This is a genomic window from Oryzibacillus soli (genome assembly GCF_051594765.1).
Classification (GTDB): Bacteria; Bacillota; Bacilli; order Paenibacillales; family NBRC-103111; genus Paenibacillus_AR.
This window is the reverse complement of sequence record NZ_JBPPGJ010000012.1, coordinates 41,169-55,634: the sequence shown is the minus strand read 5'-3', so window position 1 is coordinate 55,634 and position 14,466 is coordinate 41,169. Positions and strand designations below refer to the sequence as shown.

Sequence of the window (14,466 nt, the reverse complement as noted above, 5' to 3'; positions counted from 1 at the left end):
AAGGTCTCTTTTTACTAAAATAAGAAAATGACATGGAGCAATCCTATGGAGAGATATATCGATATGCTTCAGAGAACGCTGGAACTTTCGGACACATGTCTGGAAGGTTTTTTATATGTTAAGGATCAGCTGGACGGAATCTACCAGGAACAGGCAACGATTCTTCTTCAAGATGCAGTGGAAGCCTTCTATAAGATGAAATTCGCGCTGGACATTATCGAAAATCAGCTTGAGGAAAATGCTCTTGACGATTATACCTCCGACATCTCCCTGGTCATGGAGCATGTTATTACGAGTCTGGAGCAGAACAACCCGGAGCTATGCGTGTATTTGTTGGAGAGCTCCGTTATCCCTGCTTTCATAACGTGGAAGAAGGAGCTTGATCGGCTTCTCCTTCCGATCTGCCATCAGTATTTACATTAGATGCTGTTATGTACCATTGAACAAGATGTCTCCGGGAAGGTACAATTCATATAAACGTGAATAAAGGAAGTGAGAGATTTGGAACGGAAGCGAGTCGTACTAGTTCCGCAATATATGCATCAGTTTTCTTGTATCGGTAGTGAATGCGAAGACAGCTGCTGCAGCGGATGGCGGGTTGAAATAGATGAAGCGACCTATAAAAAATACAATCGGATCTCGGACCGGGAGCTTTCGGCACTTGTCGATAAGAATGTGACCCGAAACCGTTCCAATTCCAACACGTTTCGTTATGCGAAGATCGTTCTGGACGAGAAGCAGCGTTGTCCTTTCTTGGATGAACAGAGCTTGTGCCAAATTCAGCTGAAGATGGGGGAAGATTATCTATCCCACACCTGCGCTACTTATCCGAGAACAGTGAATAAGGTCTATGGCAAATGGGAGAAAGCTGCAACCGTTTCCTGCCCCGAAGTTGCGCGGTTGGCACTCTTAAATCCCGATGGCATTGAGTTCGATGAGATCGAAGAGCCGATGGATCCCCGTAATGTGGTACAGCATGAAATTGCACTAAGCACGAAAAGTGATTCCATCCAGACGTACTTCTGGGAGCTCCGGATCTTCACGATCCAAACCTTGCAGAATCGAACTTATTCATTGGCGGATCGTCTGGTCATTCTGGGATTCTTCTTCCAAAAGGCACAGCAGTATGTGAATGAAAAGCGTGTAAACGAAATTCCCGCTCTGATCGCCAAATACACCAACTATATTGAAGAAGGTATTTTTGGCGAACAGCTGAAGGACATTCCAGTAAATTACGCTGTCCAAATGCAACTGCTGAAGGAGCTTACAGATATTCGGTTTGGTCATCAAATCACCAGCACCCGTTATATCGAATGCTTTAGTGAGGCTCTTTTTGCAATGGGTTATACAGCCGAGGCGACGGTTGAGGAAATTACTGAGAAGTACAAAGTATGCTATGACCAATATTATTATCCCTTCTTCAAGGATAAGGAATACATCCTGGAGAATTACCTGGTCAATCATGCCTACAAAAAGCTGTTCCCCTTCACCGTGAAGGGAAGCCTGTTCGACAATTATGTGATGCTCGTACTGAACTATGCGCTAATTAAACTCCAACTGATTGGAATGGCCGGGTTCTATAAAGAGAACTTCAACTTAGAGCACGTCATTAAGCTAACTCAATCTTTTGCCAAAGTGGTCGAGCATAACAGCCAGTATCTGAATACGGTTAAGGATGTTTTGTCGGAGCTTGAATTTACCACGCTTGCTTATATGTCGATACTGATTAAGAATTAATATGATGGATCAGACTCCGGGCCCCCGGGGTCATTTTTTTTTATGAATTACAGAGGATAGATGGTTGTTGAATTTGCTTCTAAAGAAAGTGTGTGGGTTGACCGATATAAAAAGTAACTAGTACCTATTTTATTAAGCGGGGGTAATTCCATGGCTGCAGACTTTTCTGTCGGGGGAATCGGATCTTCTCGGGGATTTGATTTCAAACCGAAACCAAATGATGCTTCCACACAATCAGACCAAGCGCCGTTACATAAAACGTCCACCATCAGGGAGCTGAAATCCGCCGAGCATAACGGCGAAATTCTCTCGATCAGCGATGAGCAGCTGGTCAAAGCAGTCGAAAAGGCGATTAAAGCTTTGGAAGGGCCATACACCAGCTTCGATATCTCGGTCCATGACGAGACGAAGCAGCTCATCGTGAAGGTCATGAACAAGGAAACAGGCGAAGTAATCCGGGAAATCCCGAACGAGAAGACATTGGACATGGTCGCCAAAATGATGGAAGTGGCCGGCATTCTCATAGACGAACGCCGATAAAGGAAACATAGGGGAGGACATTCACAATGGTTCAACGCGTAGGCGGCTTGGCCTCCGGGATCGATACGGACTCGATTATCAAAGAACTCATGACGTCTAGACGAGCACCGGTGAATAAGCTGGTGCAGAAGAAGCAGGTTATGGAATGGCAGCGTGAAGACTACCGTTCCATGAACTCGAAGATTCTGGAGTTCCGGAACAGCAAGGTGTTCGACTTCAAGAAAGAGGGCACGGTCTCGGAGAAGAAGGTGGCTGCATCGGGAGCAACCGGAGTCGTAACCGCTTCTGCGAATGCAAGCTCCGTCACGGGCACCTACAATATAGAAGTCAGCCAATTGGCTACGACGACGACCAGAATCGCTGACCCGGCATGGGAAACCACCCAAGACTCGAGTGCCTTCTTGAGTGCTGGACTGCCCACACTGATCACGGGAAGCGACAACAAGGTCAAAATCAAAGTGAACGGTACGGAGTTCACCTTCGATAAGGCGACGGATACATTGGATTCGGTTATCAGCCAGATCAACAGTAATCCGGCTGCCAAGGCAACGCTGTATTACGATTCCGCCGCGCAGAGGATCTCCGTCACATCCAAGGAAACGGGGAGCACCGCGGGCGTTATCATCGAAGATGTGAGTGGCGGCAATCTGGCTCAGCTTCTCTTCAACAAATCCTTTACAGTGAAGCCTGTTGTTGCGGATGGGTATGCAGCCGGCAATCCTCTTAAAAGCGGAGTTCTCGGTCTTAACGGCGGAGATGCCGGGAATTACACGATCAATGTGAACGGAGCCGACGTGGTGGTGAGCGAGAACGACACCATGACGGACCTGATTACGAAGATGGCCTCCCAAGGGGTTACGATGACCTATAATGCCGCAAGCAAGACCATCTCCATCGACGGTGGAACAGCGGCTATCAAGGACGTCAAAGGCAATCTGGCGGCCAAGCTTTTTAACAGTACCGGTCAGGATGCATTGGTGAAGATTAATGGAATCAGCTCGGTTCAGTCCAGCAATACCTTTAAAGTAAACGGTCTGGATCTGACACTGAACGGGCTTAGCCCATCGAACGGTTCCGGCGGAGTTGTTGCTTCCACCATTGAAGTCAAGTCCGACGTAGACAAGATTGTGGAGAACATCAAGAACTTCATCGAGGACTACAACTCCATACTGAAGACCTTGACCGATAAGATCAACGAGAATAAGTACCGCAGCTTTACTCCGCTTACAACGGAACAAAAAGCGAATATGAAAGACAAAGAAATCGAATTGTGGGAAAGCAAGGCGAAGAGCGGACAGCTGAAGAATGACAGTATCCTGTCCCAACTGGTAAATGAAATGCGCAATGCGGTTGTAACATCCGTTAACACCGGGAGCACGAAATATAAAACCTTGAGCTCCATCGGGATCACGACCGGCACCTATCAAGAAAACGGGAAGCTATACCTATCCGACGAGTCCAAGCTTCGGGAAGCGCTCGAGAAGGAGCCGGAAGCGGTCAAAGCGCTGTTCACGGTAGATGATGACGGCGCTCAGCATAAAGGTTTTGCCGAGAAGCTGTACGACATTACGTTTAATGCAATCAGCTCCATCTCCACTAAGGCGGGGACTTCGAAGTATTCCTCCTCCGATACGTTCAAGCTGAACGCCGACAGCTTAATGGGCAAGGAGCTTACGTCTCTGGATAAAGAGATCACCAACTGGAACAAGCGCTTGGTGGACATCGAAGACCGGTACTACAAGCAATTTACCGCAATGGAGACGGCGATTAATAAATATAACTCTCAGTCTACGTACCTTTCGAATAGCTTAAAATAACCAGTTAGACAAACGACAGGAGGTCGCAGGATGATTCCCTCTCCTACTAACAAATACTTGGAAACAACGATTCAAACCGCTACACCGAACCAGCTTCTGATTATGTTGTGCGACGGAGCGATTCGTTTTTGCCGTCAAGGTATTGATGCCATCGAGAAGCATGATGTGGAGGGGGCCAACCGCAACCTGTGCAAGGTGCAGAATATCGTGTCGGAGTTCGCGTTGACCCTGGATCGAAGCTCTCCCGTTGCAGAGAATCTCCTGAAGCTCTACGAGTATTTCAATGCACGCCTGATTGAGGCGAACATCAAGAAGGATCCGGAGCCGGCTAAGGAAGTACTGGGGTACCTGCTGGAGCTGAAGGAAACCTGGATGCAGGCGGCGCTAACAGCACGGGCGGCATCTCATGGATGAGCTGTTGAAGGATCTGGAGGAGCTTACGCTCGAGATCGCAGAGAAGCTGCAAGAGCTGGAATTTGAAGACCTGCTAGAGTTCGTGGACCAGCGCGAGGAGCTGCTCACGCAGCTTCGCGAGGCGGACAACGGGCAGCAGCCTCTTGCCGGGTATCAAGACCGGATCCGGAGGCTGCTAAGCCACGACGATGCGATTCTGGCCCGCATGCTGGAGCTCAAGAACGAAGCTTCCGCAGGATTGGCCAAGATCGAGCAGGGCAAACGCCAAAAAAATCGATATGAGTCCGCCTATGCCGCGGACAGCTATTTCTTTGATCAGCGGAAGTAACATCATCCGGCCGGTTCTATTTCCTATGGAGATAGAATCGGCTTTTTTTCTATGATTCTCTTAGAATTTCTGTGTATAACTAGCAGAATGTGTACATTTAACCCACACGGAACCTGTGGATAATGTGTATAACTCTGTGGATAGTCAATGAAATCAAGCTTTCTTTCCATAACCCCATGTGAATATATGGAGGATAATGTGTTTATACCGGAATTTTAAGAAAATTTAGCCGAAATCGTCTTCTTTTGTCGAACGTGCCATGGTTAGATTTATTACAATTGACATCGGTTACATCCGGTGGTATAGTCAGGTTGTGAGCAAGACTCACAGTCATTTGAACACGAAGGGAATGTTCTGCATGCAAGGTAAAGTGAAATGGTTCAACGCAGAAAAAGGTTATGGCTTCATCGAGCGTGAAGACGGTGGCGACGTATTCGTTCACTTCTCCGCTATCCAATCCGATGGTTTCAAGACCCTCGAAGAAGGCCAAGAAGTTGAATTCGACATCGTCGAAGGCGCTCGCGGTCCGCAAGCAGCTAACGTGGTAAAACTGTAATCAACCGATCCGTTGCGATCGATTGAATAGATGGTACCATAAGCAGGGAAGCACCCCGATAAGAATCGGGGTGCTTTTCTGTCCACACGAAAATGTATCCGTTTACAACCTTCACATTCCGTTCAAGAATTATTTACCGGATGGTAAAGGAATTTTGAACGGGGCGGCGAATTACAATATACTAGAGAGAGAAAGGAGGAGTTATCCATGAAATTTAACATCAGAGGCGAACGCATTGAGGTAACGGAAGCTCTACGTGAATACGTGGAGAAAAAGATTGGCCGGCTCGAGAGGTATTTCGAAGCTCCCCCTACTTCTGAAGTAAGTGTCACATTAAGCGTCGTACGCGACAAGCAAAGCGTGGAAGTCACCATCCCGTTCCCGGGCATGCTGCTTCGCGCAGAGGAGAAGGCTGCTGACATGTACGCCTCCATCGATTTGGTGGTGGACAAGCTGGAGCGCCAGATCCGTAAGCATAAGACCAAGGCCAACCGCAAGGTCCGCCAAGAAGCAGGCTACAAGAACCTCTTCAAGGAAGACATTGTTACCCCGGCCCATCTCTTGGAGGATGAAGACGACTACGAGGTGGTTCGGACCAAGCGCTTTACCCTGAAGCCCATGGATGTGGAGGAAGCCATCCTGCAGATGAACATGGTGGGACACAGCTTCTTCGTATTCGCCAACTCCGATTCCTCGCAAGTCAACGTAGTATACAAGCGTGCCGACGGGAAATACGGTCTGATCGAACCAGCCCGCTAAACCATACGAAACCTGCAAAGGCTGAGCCCGGAAGGGCTGAGCCTTTTCTTCTGTTTTGGGGTATAATGAAACTTTAATGACGGCAATCCGTATAAAGAGTGGATTGTTGCGACCGTGGTGTGAAACTGTTACAATTTCTGTATGTGTGTCCGTTGACTAACTGGATTGTTGAAAGGGGTAAACCCATGCTGGGACTCGTAAAGAAGATTTTTGGCGATGCGAATGAGCGTGAAATCAAGCGCATGTTAAAGACGGTGGAGGAGATCAATGCGCTCGAGCCGAAATATGAGGTCATGTCGGACGAGCAGCTGCGGGGCCAAACCGACGAGTTCAGAGCCCGGCTGGCCCAAGGCGAAGAGCTGGACGACCTGCTGCCTGAAGCATTCGCCGTGGTGCGTGAAGCCGGCAAGCGGGTATTGGGCATGCGGCATTTTGACGTTCAGCTGATCGGGGGTATGGTCCTTCACAGCGGACGGATCGCGGAGATGAAGACCGGTGAAGGCAAGACGCTGGTCGGTACGCTGCCGGTCTATCTGAACGCGCTGACAGGCAATGGCGTCCATCTGGTCACGGTGAATGATTACCTGGCCACCGTAGGCCATGACATGATGGGTCAAATCTATAACTTCCTGGGCATGAGAGTCGGTCTGAACCTGTCCCAGATGAGCCATGAAGAGAAGCAAATGGCGTATGCCTGCGATATAACGTACGGAACCAATAACGAATTCGGCTTCGACTACCTCCGCGACAACATGGTGCTCTACAAGGAGCAGATGGTTCAGCGTCCGCTGAACTACGCCATCGTGGACGAGGTGGACTCCATCCTGATCGACGAAGCGAGAACCCCGCTGATCATCTCGGGACAGGCCGCCAAATCGACGGAGCTCTACGTGATTGCGAATCGGTTCGTACAGACGCTGAAGGAAGAAGAAGACTACAACATCGATGTGAAGCTGAAGACCGTTACGCTGACCGAGCCCGGTGTGGCCAAGGCGGAGCGAAGCTTCGGCATCGAGAACCTGTTCGACCATGCGAACGTCACGATCAACCACCATGTGACCCAAGCGCTGAAGGCCAATGCCATCATGAAGCGCGACGTAGACTATGTGGTGCAGGAAGATGAAGTCGTCATCGTCGACGAATTCACGGGCCGTCTCATGGTCGGCCGCCGCTACAGCGACGGTCTGCACCAAGCCATCGAAGCGAAGGAAGGCATTAAGATCCAGAACGAGAGCATGACGCTGGCGACGATCACCTTCCAGAACTACTTCCGGATGTACAAGAAGCTGGCCGGCATGACCGGTACGGCGAAGACCGAAGAAGAGGAGTTCAAGAAGATCTATGGCCTCGAGGTCGTCATCGTGCCGACCAACCGTCCGATGATCCGCAAAGACATACCGGACGTGGTCTACAAGTCGGAGGCGAGCAAGTTCCGCGCCGTCGTCGAGGAGATCGTCCAACGGCACAAGAACAACCAGCCGGTGCTGGTGGGTACGGTGTCCATCGAGAACTCCGAGAAGCTGTCGGATATGCTGAAGAAGAAGGGCGTCAAGCACCAGGTGCTGAATGCCAAGTATCATAAGGAAGAGGCCGAGATCGTGGCCAAGGCGGGCCAGCCCGGCGCCGTAACCATCTCCACCAATATGGCGGGCCGCGGTACGGACATTTTGCTGGGAACGGGAGTGGCGGAGCTTGGCGGTCTGCATATCATAGGTACGGAGCGTCACGAGAGCCGCCGGATCGACAACCAGCTCCGCGGCCGTGCGGGACGCCAAGGCGACCCGGGTTCATCCCAGTTCTACCTCTCCATGGAGGATGAGCTGATGCGTCGCTTCGGCTCCGAGAACATCATGGGCATGATGGACCGTCTGGGCTTCGAGGAGGATATGCCGATTGAGAGCAAGCTCATCTCGAAGGCCATCGAATCCGCCCAGAAGCGCGTCGAGGGCAACAACTTCGATACCCGCCGCGTGGTCCTTCAATATGACGACGTCATGAATCAGCAGCGGAATATCATCTACAAGCAGCGCCGCGAGATCCTCGAGTCGGAGAATCTGCGCGAAGTGGTCTTGGGTATGATCGAGGAGACCATCGAGCGGATCGTCAACGCCCATTGTGCCGACGATGTGATTCCCGAAGAGTGGGATCTGGACGCTCTGGTGGAATTCTGCAACCGGACCTTCCTCCACGAAGGAACCATCACTCGCGATACCATCTGGGGCAAGGAAAAGGAAGAGATCATCGAATATCTCAAGGAGCTGGTCCAAACCCTCTACGCGGCACGCGAGGAGCAGTTGGGCGAGCTGATGCGCGAGTTCGAGAAGGTGGTCGTGCTCCGTGCCGTCGACTCCAAGTGGATGGATCACATCGATGCCATGGATCAGCTTCGCCAGGGCATTCACCTCCGCGCTTACGGCGGTACCGATCCGCTTCGTGAGTATCAGTTCGAGGGCTTCGAGATGTTCGGCGAGATGATCCACGCGATCCAGGAGGAAGTATCCACCTACGTCATGAAGGCGCATGTGGAGGCCAACATCGAGCGTCAAGCGGTGGCCGAGGGCCAGGCGGTGGATCCGAGCGGTGAAGCAGCTTCCCGTCCGGTGAAGGTAGCCGAGAAGATTGGACGCAACGAGCTGTGTCCTTGCGGCAGCGGCAAGAAGTATAAGGCGTGTCATGGCGCCAGCTAAATAAACGGCATAAGGTGGGGGCCGGCAAGGGTCGGCGGCGCGATGCGCTGAGACGATGCTTGCCCAGGCTCCTTCGCCGTGTGAAGACCCAATCTTAACAACGAGGTGGATGAAGCATGTTGGAGCCCGAAATCAAGCAAGACCTCCGCAATATTGCGGAGCGATTAACGAATCTTAGGGGGTCTCTTTGACTTAGATCTCAAAGAGGAGCAGATTGCGGACTTCGAGGAACGGATGTCCGCCCCCGATTTTTGGGATGATAATGACCGGGCTCAGAAGATCATTGCCGATATGAACGCGATCAAGAGCGTAGTGGAGGACTTCCGGGCCTTGAACAGCCAGTACGAGGACCTGGAGCTGACCAAGGAGCTGTACGAGGAGGAGCCGGACGAGGGTATGGCCGCGGAGCTGACCCAAGGCGTGGCGGGCCTGCTCAAGAAGCTGGAGGACTACGAGCTGCAGCTGCTCTTGAATGAGCCGTACGATAAGATGAATGCGTACCTGGAGCTTCATCCGGGCGCTGGCGGCACCGAATCCCAGGATTGGGCGGAGCTGCTGTTCCGGATGTACCGGCGTTGGGGCGAGAAGCGGGGCTACAAGGTGGAGACCGTGGATTACCTGCCGGGGGATGAAGCGGGGATCAAGAGCGTCACGCTGCTCTTCAAGGGGCACAACGCCTACGGCTACCTGAAAGCGGAGAAGGGCGTGCACCGGCTGGTCCGGATCTCCCCGTTCGATGCCTCGGGACGCCGGCATACCTCCTTTGTCTCCTGCGACGTCATGCCGGAGATCGACGAGACCATCGAGATCGAGATCCGCTCGGAGGACCTGAAGGTGGATACGTACCGGTCCAGCGGCGCCGGCGGCCAGCACGTCAATAAGACGGAATCGGCCATCCGGATCACTCACGTGCCTTCCGGCATCGTGGTGGCATGCCAGACCGAGCGCTCCCAGATTCAGAACCGGGAACGGGCCATGAATATGCTCCGCTCCAAGCTCTACGAGAAGAAGATCGAAGAGCAGCAGAAGGAAATCGCCAAGATTAAGGGCGAGCAGATGGACATTGCCTGGGGCAGCCAGATCCGCTCCTACGTCTTCCACCCGTACAGCATGGTGAAGGACCACCGGACCGGAGCAGAAACCGGGAATATCGGCGCGGTGATGGACGGCGAGATCGATTTTCTGATCGACGCGTATCTCCGCGGTCAGATCAATACCAGCCAAGACGGTGACAACGAGTAACGATCATAATAGACGGCTGACAGGATCATCCTACATGAAGAAGTCCGAACCCTGCTCCAGTGGGAAACGGAGGTCGTGTGGGATGATCTTTTTGTTCAGAATGAAGCGCGATATTGGGGAGGCAGCTAAGACAGCATGGCACAACCACGAGATCCGAACTACGTGAATACGAGAAAAAGAGAGCCGGCCATCAAGAAGGGCACGCCGGCGCATTACCTCTATGAATATACCCTTCTGGTGGCGGGATCGCTCTTGATCGCGCTCAGCTTCAACTTGTTCCTGAAGCCCAATCAGGTGGCATCGGGAGGAGTGACCGGCATCTCCGTCATCGTGCTGGAGCTGTTCGGCTTCAACACGGCACTGACCCAGTGGGCGCTGAACATCCCCCTCTTCCTGTTGGGACTGCTGTTCCTGGGCAAGCAGTTCGGCTTGAAGACGGCGGTAGGGTCCTTTGTCCTGCCGTTATTCGTTCTGATCACGCAGCACTTGGAGCCTCTGACGCATAATCTGCTATTGGCCACGATCTACGGAGGAATCGGAATCGGGGTAGGCCTGGGCATTGTATTCCGGGGGCGGGGCTCCACCGGCGGGCTGGACCTGGCCGCTCAGCTCGTGCACCGGCTCTCGGGAATCAGTCTCGGAATTGCAGTGGCCATGCTGGACGGCCTCGTTATTCTGACGGCAGGGCTGGTATTCGACGCGGAGAAGGCACTGTTCGCCCTAATCGGTCTCTATGTAACGAGCAAGACCATCGACGTGGTGCAGCTGGGCTTCGGCTATGCGAAGGTGGCGTACATTATCTCGGAGGAAGCGGAAGCGATTACGGAAGCCATCCTGCACGACCTGGACCGGGGACTGACCCGCCTGAACGGCGCTGGGGGCTATACGGGAACGGAGCGGACGGTGCTGATGGTGGTGGTCAGCCAGACGGAGGTCAGCCGCTTGAAGGAACTGGTCCGGAATGTGGACCCGTCGGCCTTCGTCATCATCAGCGAAACGCGTGAGGTGTTGGGCGAAGGCTTCAAGCTGCATACCTGACGGCGGGAGGCGGCAAACGGCTTGATTCGAGTCCGGGTGCCGTCTTCTGCTATACCGGGACTGGCGCGGAAGAAGCGAATGATGTGCTGAAAAAAACGTAGAAATATTCGTTGAATTTTCATACAACCGCACGTATAATAATACATATCTTTTTTATGGTCGGAAGGAAAGGAAGGGTTCCAACATGAGTGCTACCCCATGCAGAGTCGCCATCGTCGGCTCCACCGGCTACGGCGGTGTCGAGTTAATCCGTCTAATCTTGCAGCACCCGCTGGCACGCATTACCTCCGTTATCTCATCGTCGACCTCCGGGGTGCCGGTATCCGACGGATATCCCCACTTGAATGAGATTATCGTCGATAAGCTGGATGCGGTCGATGTAGGCCTCATCAAGGAGAAGGCGGATGTGGTCTTCACCGCCACGCCTTCCGGCATCAGCGCCAAGCTGGCTCCGCAGCTGCTGGATGCGGGGCTGAAGGTCATCGACCTGTCGGGGGACTTCCGGTTGAAGTCCGGCGAGCTCTACGAGCAATGGTATAAACATACGCCCGCGGAGGCCGCCTACCTGGAGCAGGCCGTCTACGGCCTTGCCGAGGTCTACGGGGACGATGTGAAGGGCGTACCCTTCATCTCCAACCCGGGCTGTTATCCGACGGCCACCCTGCTGGGACTGATTCCGGCGGTGAAGGCCGGCTGGATCGATCCGGCGACGATCATCATCGACGCGAAGTCCGGAGTCTCCGGCGCAGGCCGGGGCTTGTCGCTCAACGTGCATTATTCGGAGATCAACGAGAATTTTATGGCCTACAAGGTCAACAAGCATCAGCATATTCCGGAGATTGAAGCCGTCCTTGCGCGTGTGACGGGACGCGATATCCCCGTGACCTTCACGACACACCTGGTTCCGATGACCCGGGGCATTCTGTCCACCATGTATGCCACGCTGCAAGGCAAGTACAACGAGGACGATTTCATCCGGTTGTACCGGGAGTTCTATCAGGACCGGAGGTTCGTCCGGATCCGGAACAAGGGCAAGTGGCCGGCTACGAAGGAAGTATGGGGATCGAACTATTGCGACATCGGGTTTGCTGTGGATGAGCGGACCGGGCGGGTGACCATCCTGTCGGCCATCGATAACCTGATGAAGGGCGCTGCAGGGCAAGCGGTGCAGAACTTGAATCTGATGATGGGCTGGGACGAGGGCACGGGCTTGGCGTTCACGCCGGTTTATCCATAATACCGAGGCACTGGGGGAGAAGAAACGATGACGGAGCTGTTCGCCGTTGTGGAAGGCGGGGGAATTACCACCCCGAAGGGGTTTAGGGCCGGTGGCCTGCATTGCGGCTTGAAGAAAACGGAGCGCCACGACTTGGGCATCATCGTCTGCGATGTGCCGGCTGCGGCGGCGGGAGTCTACACGACCAACCAGTTCCAGGCGGCGCCGCTCAAGGTAACCCGGGAGAGCATCGGCCAGGACGGCAAGCTGCAGGCCATGCTGGTCAACAGCGGCAATGCCAATGCGTGCACCGGCAAGCAGGGCGAAGCGGACGCTTATGAGATGCGGGCGCTGGCGGCGCAGGCTTTTGGCGTGGAGCTCCATCATGTAGGCGTCACCTCGACGGGCGTCATCGGCGAACTGCTTCCCATGGAGAAGGTGCGCAAGGGCGTAGCGGGACTTCCCGGTGCGGTGAGGGCGGACGGCAGCTACGATTTCTGCCAGGCCATCCTGACCACGGACCTGGTTCAGAAGATGACTTGCGTCCGGGTGAAGGTCGGCGGGCGCGACATATACATCGCCGGGGCGGCAAAAGGCTCCGGCATGATCCATCCCAACATGGCCACCATGCTGGGCTTCATCACCACCGACGCGGAGATCAGCGGGGCGGAGCTGCAGAAGCTCCTGAGCGAAGTGACGGATACGACGTTCAACATGATCACGGTCGATGGGGATACGAGCACCAACGACATGGTGGTGGCTATGGCAAGCGGCACGGCTGGAGGCGGAGAGCTGACGGCCGCTCACCCGGACTATGAGGCGTTCGCAGCCGGCTTCCGCTACGTTGGAGAGTACCTGGCCAAGGCGATTGCCAAGGACGGCGAAGGGGCGACGAAGCTCATCGAGGTGAACGTGGCCGGGGCGGAGACCCAGGATGCGGCAAGGGCCATCGCCAAGACGGTCATCGGCTCGTCGCTGGTTAAGTCGGCCTGCTACGGCGCAGACGCCAACTGGGGCCGCATCATTGCGGCGGTAGGCCGCGCGGGCTATCCGGTGAACGTGGAGACCGTGGACATCCGCCTCGGAGACATCGTCACCCTCGAGCAGTCCCGTCCGGTCCGGTTCGACGAGGAGAAGGCGCTGGAGTACCTGAAGGGCGACTTCGTCCAGATCTTTGTCAGCCTGCATATGGGCAAGGAAGCGGCGACGGCGTGGGGCTGCGATCTGACGTATGAATACGTGCGGATCAATGCAGCTTACCGGACATAAGAAGGAGCGGGAGCAGGAGATGGGGAACCACAAGGCGGAGCCATCCGCATACGTGATGAAATGCGGGGGCAGCACGCTTGCGGCGCTGCCGGACCGTTTTTTCGAGGATATGAAGAACTTGGCGGAGGAAGGGTACACGCCGGTCATCGTGCATGGCGGCGGACCCGCCATCTCGGATACGCTCGGCAAGCTGGGCATTGAGACGGAGTTCGTCGGCGGACTCCGGAAGACCAACGAAGCGGTGCTGGACGTGGTGGAGATGGTGCTGGCCGGCAAGATCAACAAGGAGATTGTCCGGCGGATCCAATTGTCCGGCGCACAGGCAGCCGGGCTGTCCGGCGTGGACGGACGCCTGATCCAGGCGGTGCCGGTAGCCAACGCCCACGAGATAGGCTTGGTGGGAGACGTCTCCCATGTGAATGCGGAGCTGATCCGAGGCATCGTGAACCTGGGCTACATCCCGGTGATCGCGCCGATCGGCCTGGGAGAAGACGGCGGGCAGCGGTACAACATCAACGCCGATACGGCGGCAGGGGCGGTGGCTTCCTATCTGGGTGTGCCCCGTTTAGTGGTCGTCACCGATGTTCCTGGCATCCTGAAGGTGCAGGAGGACGGCTCCAAGAAGGTGCTGCCGGTGGTGACCGTGGCGGAGATCGAAGCGATGATCGCGTCGGGCGACATCTACGGCGGCATGATCCCGAAGGTGCGGGCGGCCATCCAGTGCATCCAAGGCGATGTGCAGGAGGTCGTCATTGTAGACGGCTCCGAGCCCGAAGTATTGAGTAAGGCCATCAAGACCGGTTCCGTTGGAACCCGGATCATCCGGTAAGGCCGTTTAGGCCCATCAATGGAAGGAGAGTGAA

General features: G+C 54.4%; 14 protein-coding genes. All 14 read left to right on the top strand.

The genetic code is table 11. The annotated features are described in order from the left end of the window. The first annotated feature begins 45 nt into the window (after positions 1-45). The 14 genes from ACSEXW_RS17105 to argB all read left to right on the top strand — a co-directional run bounded on the left by ACSEXW_RS17105 (position 46) and on the right by argB (position 14,432). The gene (locus tag ACSEXW_RS17105) at positions 46-423 is read left to right on the top strand and encodes a DUF8042 domain-containing protein (RefSeq protein WP_438447381.1); all 378 of its coding nucleotides are present in this window, start codon (positions 46-48) and stop codon (positions 421-423) included. Positions 424-492: 69 nt separating this feature from the next. Further along, entirely contained in the window at positions 493-1,737 is a 1,245-nt protein-coding gene (gene fliB, locus ACSEXW_RS17100) for a flagellin lysine-N-methylase (protein WP_438447380.1), read from the top strand. Positions 1,738-1,887: 150 nt separating this feature from the next. After that, positions 1,888-2,277, top strand: coding sequence for a flagellar protein FlaG (locus tag ACSEXW_RS17095; RefSeq protein WP_438447379.1), 390 nt, complete (start codon positions 1,888-1,890; stop codon positions 2,275-2,277). 26 nt (positions 2,278-2,303) lie between these two features. Then, positions 2,304-4,094, top strand: a complete 1,791-nt coding sequence (gene fliD, locus ACSEXW_RS17090) for a flagellar filament capping protein FliD (RefSeq protein ID WP_438447378.1) — start codon at positions 2,304-2,306, stop codon at positions 4,092-4,094. Between the two features lie 30 nt (positions 4,095-4,124). Continuing rightward, complete coding sequence (gene fliS / locus ACSEXW_RS17085; protein ID WP_438447377.1) at positions 4,125-4,508, top strand: flagellar export chaperone FliS; 384 nt, start codon at positions 4,125-4,127, stop codon at positions 4,506-4,508. Next, positions 4,501-4,836, top strand: a complete 336-nt coding sequence (gene fliT, locus ACSEXW_RS17080; RefSeq protein WP_438447376.1) for a flagellar protein FliT — start codon at positions 4,501-4,503, stop codon at positions 4,834-4,836. The genes fliS and fliT overlap by 8 nt, the downstream gene beginning before the upstream one ends. A 358-nt stretch (positions 4,837-5,194) precedes the next feature. Continuing rightward, positions 5,195-5,392: a cold shock domain-containing protein gene (locus ACSEXW_RS17075; RefSeq protein ID WP_438447375.1), complete on the top strand. Its 198-nt coding sequence runs from the start codon at positions 5,195-5,197 to the stop codon at positions 5,390-5,392. 207 nt (positions 5,393-5,599) lie between these two features. After that, positions 5,600-6,151, top strand: coding sequence for a ribosome hibernation-promoting factor, HPF/YfiA family (gene hpf / locus ACSEXW_RS17070; RefSeq protein WP_438447374.1), 552 nt, complete (start codon positions 5,600-5,602; stop codon positions 6,149-6,151). Between the two features lie 185 nt (positions 6,152-6,336). Further along, a complete protein-coding gene (gene secA, locus ACSEXW_RS17065; protein WP_438447373.1) occupies positions 6,337-8,838 on the top strand; it encodes a preprotein translocase subunit SecA in 2,502 nt (833 codons plus the stop codon). A 116-nt stretch (positions 8,839-8,954) separates the two neighbouring features. Then, a protein-coding gene (gene prfB, locus ACSEXW_RS17060; RefSeq protein WP_438447372.1) for a peptide chain release factor 2 occupies positions 8,955-10,080 on the top strand; the annotation gives its coding sequence in 2 pieces (ribosomal slippage) (positions 8,955-9,026 and positions 9,028-10,080; 1,125 coding nt in all). A 135-nt stretch (positions 10,081-10,215) separates the two neighbouring features. Beyond that, positions 10,216-11,118: a YitT family protein gene (locus tag ACSEXW_RS17055; protein ID WP_438447371.1), complete on the top strand. Its 903-nt coding sequence runs from the start codon at positions 10,216-10,218 to the stop codon at positions 11,116-11,118. Between the two features lie 184 nt (positions 11,119-11,302). Beyond that, positions 11,303-12,355: an N-acetyl-gamma-glutamyl-phosphate reductase gene (argC, locus tag ACSEXW_RS17050; RefSeq protein ID WP_438447370.1), complete on the top strand. Its 1,053-nt coding sequence runs from the start codon at positions 11,303-11,305 to the stop codon at positions 12,353-12,355. A gap of 27 nt (positions 12,356-12,382) precedes the next feature. Next, complete coding sequence (argJ, locus tag ACSEXW_RS17045; RefSeq protein WP_438447369.1) at positions 12,383-13,603, top strand: bifunctional glutamate N-acetyltransferase/amino-acid acetyltransferase ArgJ; 1,221 nt, start codon at positions 12,383-12,385, stop codon at positions 13,601-13,603. 19 nt (positions 13,604-13,622) lie between these two features. Beyond that, entirely contained in the window at positions 13,623-14,432 is an 810-nt protein-coding gene (argB, locus tag ACSEXW_RS17040) for an acetylglutamate kinase (protein WP_438447368.1), read from the top strand. Positions 14,433-14,466: the final 34 nt, after the last annotated feature.

Excerpts from the sequence above, each read along its gene's own strand:
- ACSEXW_RS17105 (WP_438447381.1), top strand. The coding sequence starts at position 46 with ATGGAGAGATATATCGATATGCTTCAGAGAACGCTGGAACTTTCGGAC.
- ACSEXW_RS17095 (WP_438447379.1), top strand. The coding sequence starts at position 1,888 with ATGGCTGCAGACTTTTCTGTCGGGGGAATCGGATCTTCTCGGGGATTT.
- fliD (WP_438447378.1), top strand. The coding sequence starts at position 2,304 with ATGGTTCAACGCGTAGGCGGCTTGGCCTCCGGGATCGATACGGACTCG.
- fliS (WP_438447377.1), top strand. The coding sequence starts at position 4,125 with ATGATTCCCTCTCCTACTAACAAATACTTGGAAACAACGATTCAAACC.
- fliT (WP_438447376.1), top strand. The coding sequence starts at position 4,501 with ATGGATGAGCTGTTGAAGGATCTGGAGGAGCTTACGCTCGAGATCGCA.
- ACSEXW_RS17075 (WP_438447375.1), top strand. The coding sequence starts at position 5,195 with ATGCAAGGTAAAGTGAAATGGTTCAACGCAGAAAAAGGTTATGGCTTC.
- hpf (WP_438447374.1), top strand. The coding sequence starts at position 5,600 with ATGAAATTTAACATCAGAGGCGAACGCATTGAGGTAACGGAAGCTCTA.
- secA (WP_438447373.1), top strand. The coding sequence starts at position 6,337 with ATGCTGGGACTCGTAAAGAAGATTTTTGGCGATGCGAATGAGCGTGAA.
- ACSEXW_RS17055 (WP_438447371.1), top strand. The coding sequence starts at position 10,216 with ATGGCACAACCACGAGATCCGAACTACGTGAATACGAGAAAAAGAGAG.
- argC (WP_438447370.1), top strand. The coding sequence starts at position 11,303 with ATGAGTGCTACCCCATGCAGAGTCGCCATCGTCGGCTCCACCGGCTAC.
- argJ (WP_438447369.1), top strand. The coding sequence starts at position 12,383 with ATGACGGAGCTGTTCGCCGTTGTGGAAGGCGGGGGAATTACCACCCCG.
- argB (WP_438447368.1), top strand. The coding sequence starts at position 13,623 with ATGGGGAACCACAAGGCGGAGCCATCCGCATACGTGATGAAATGCGGG.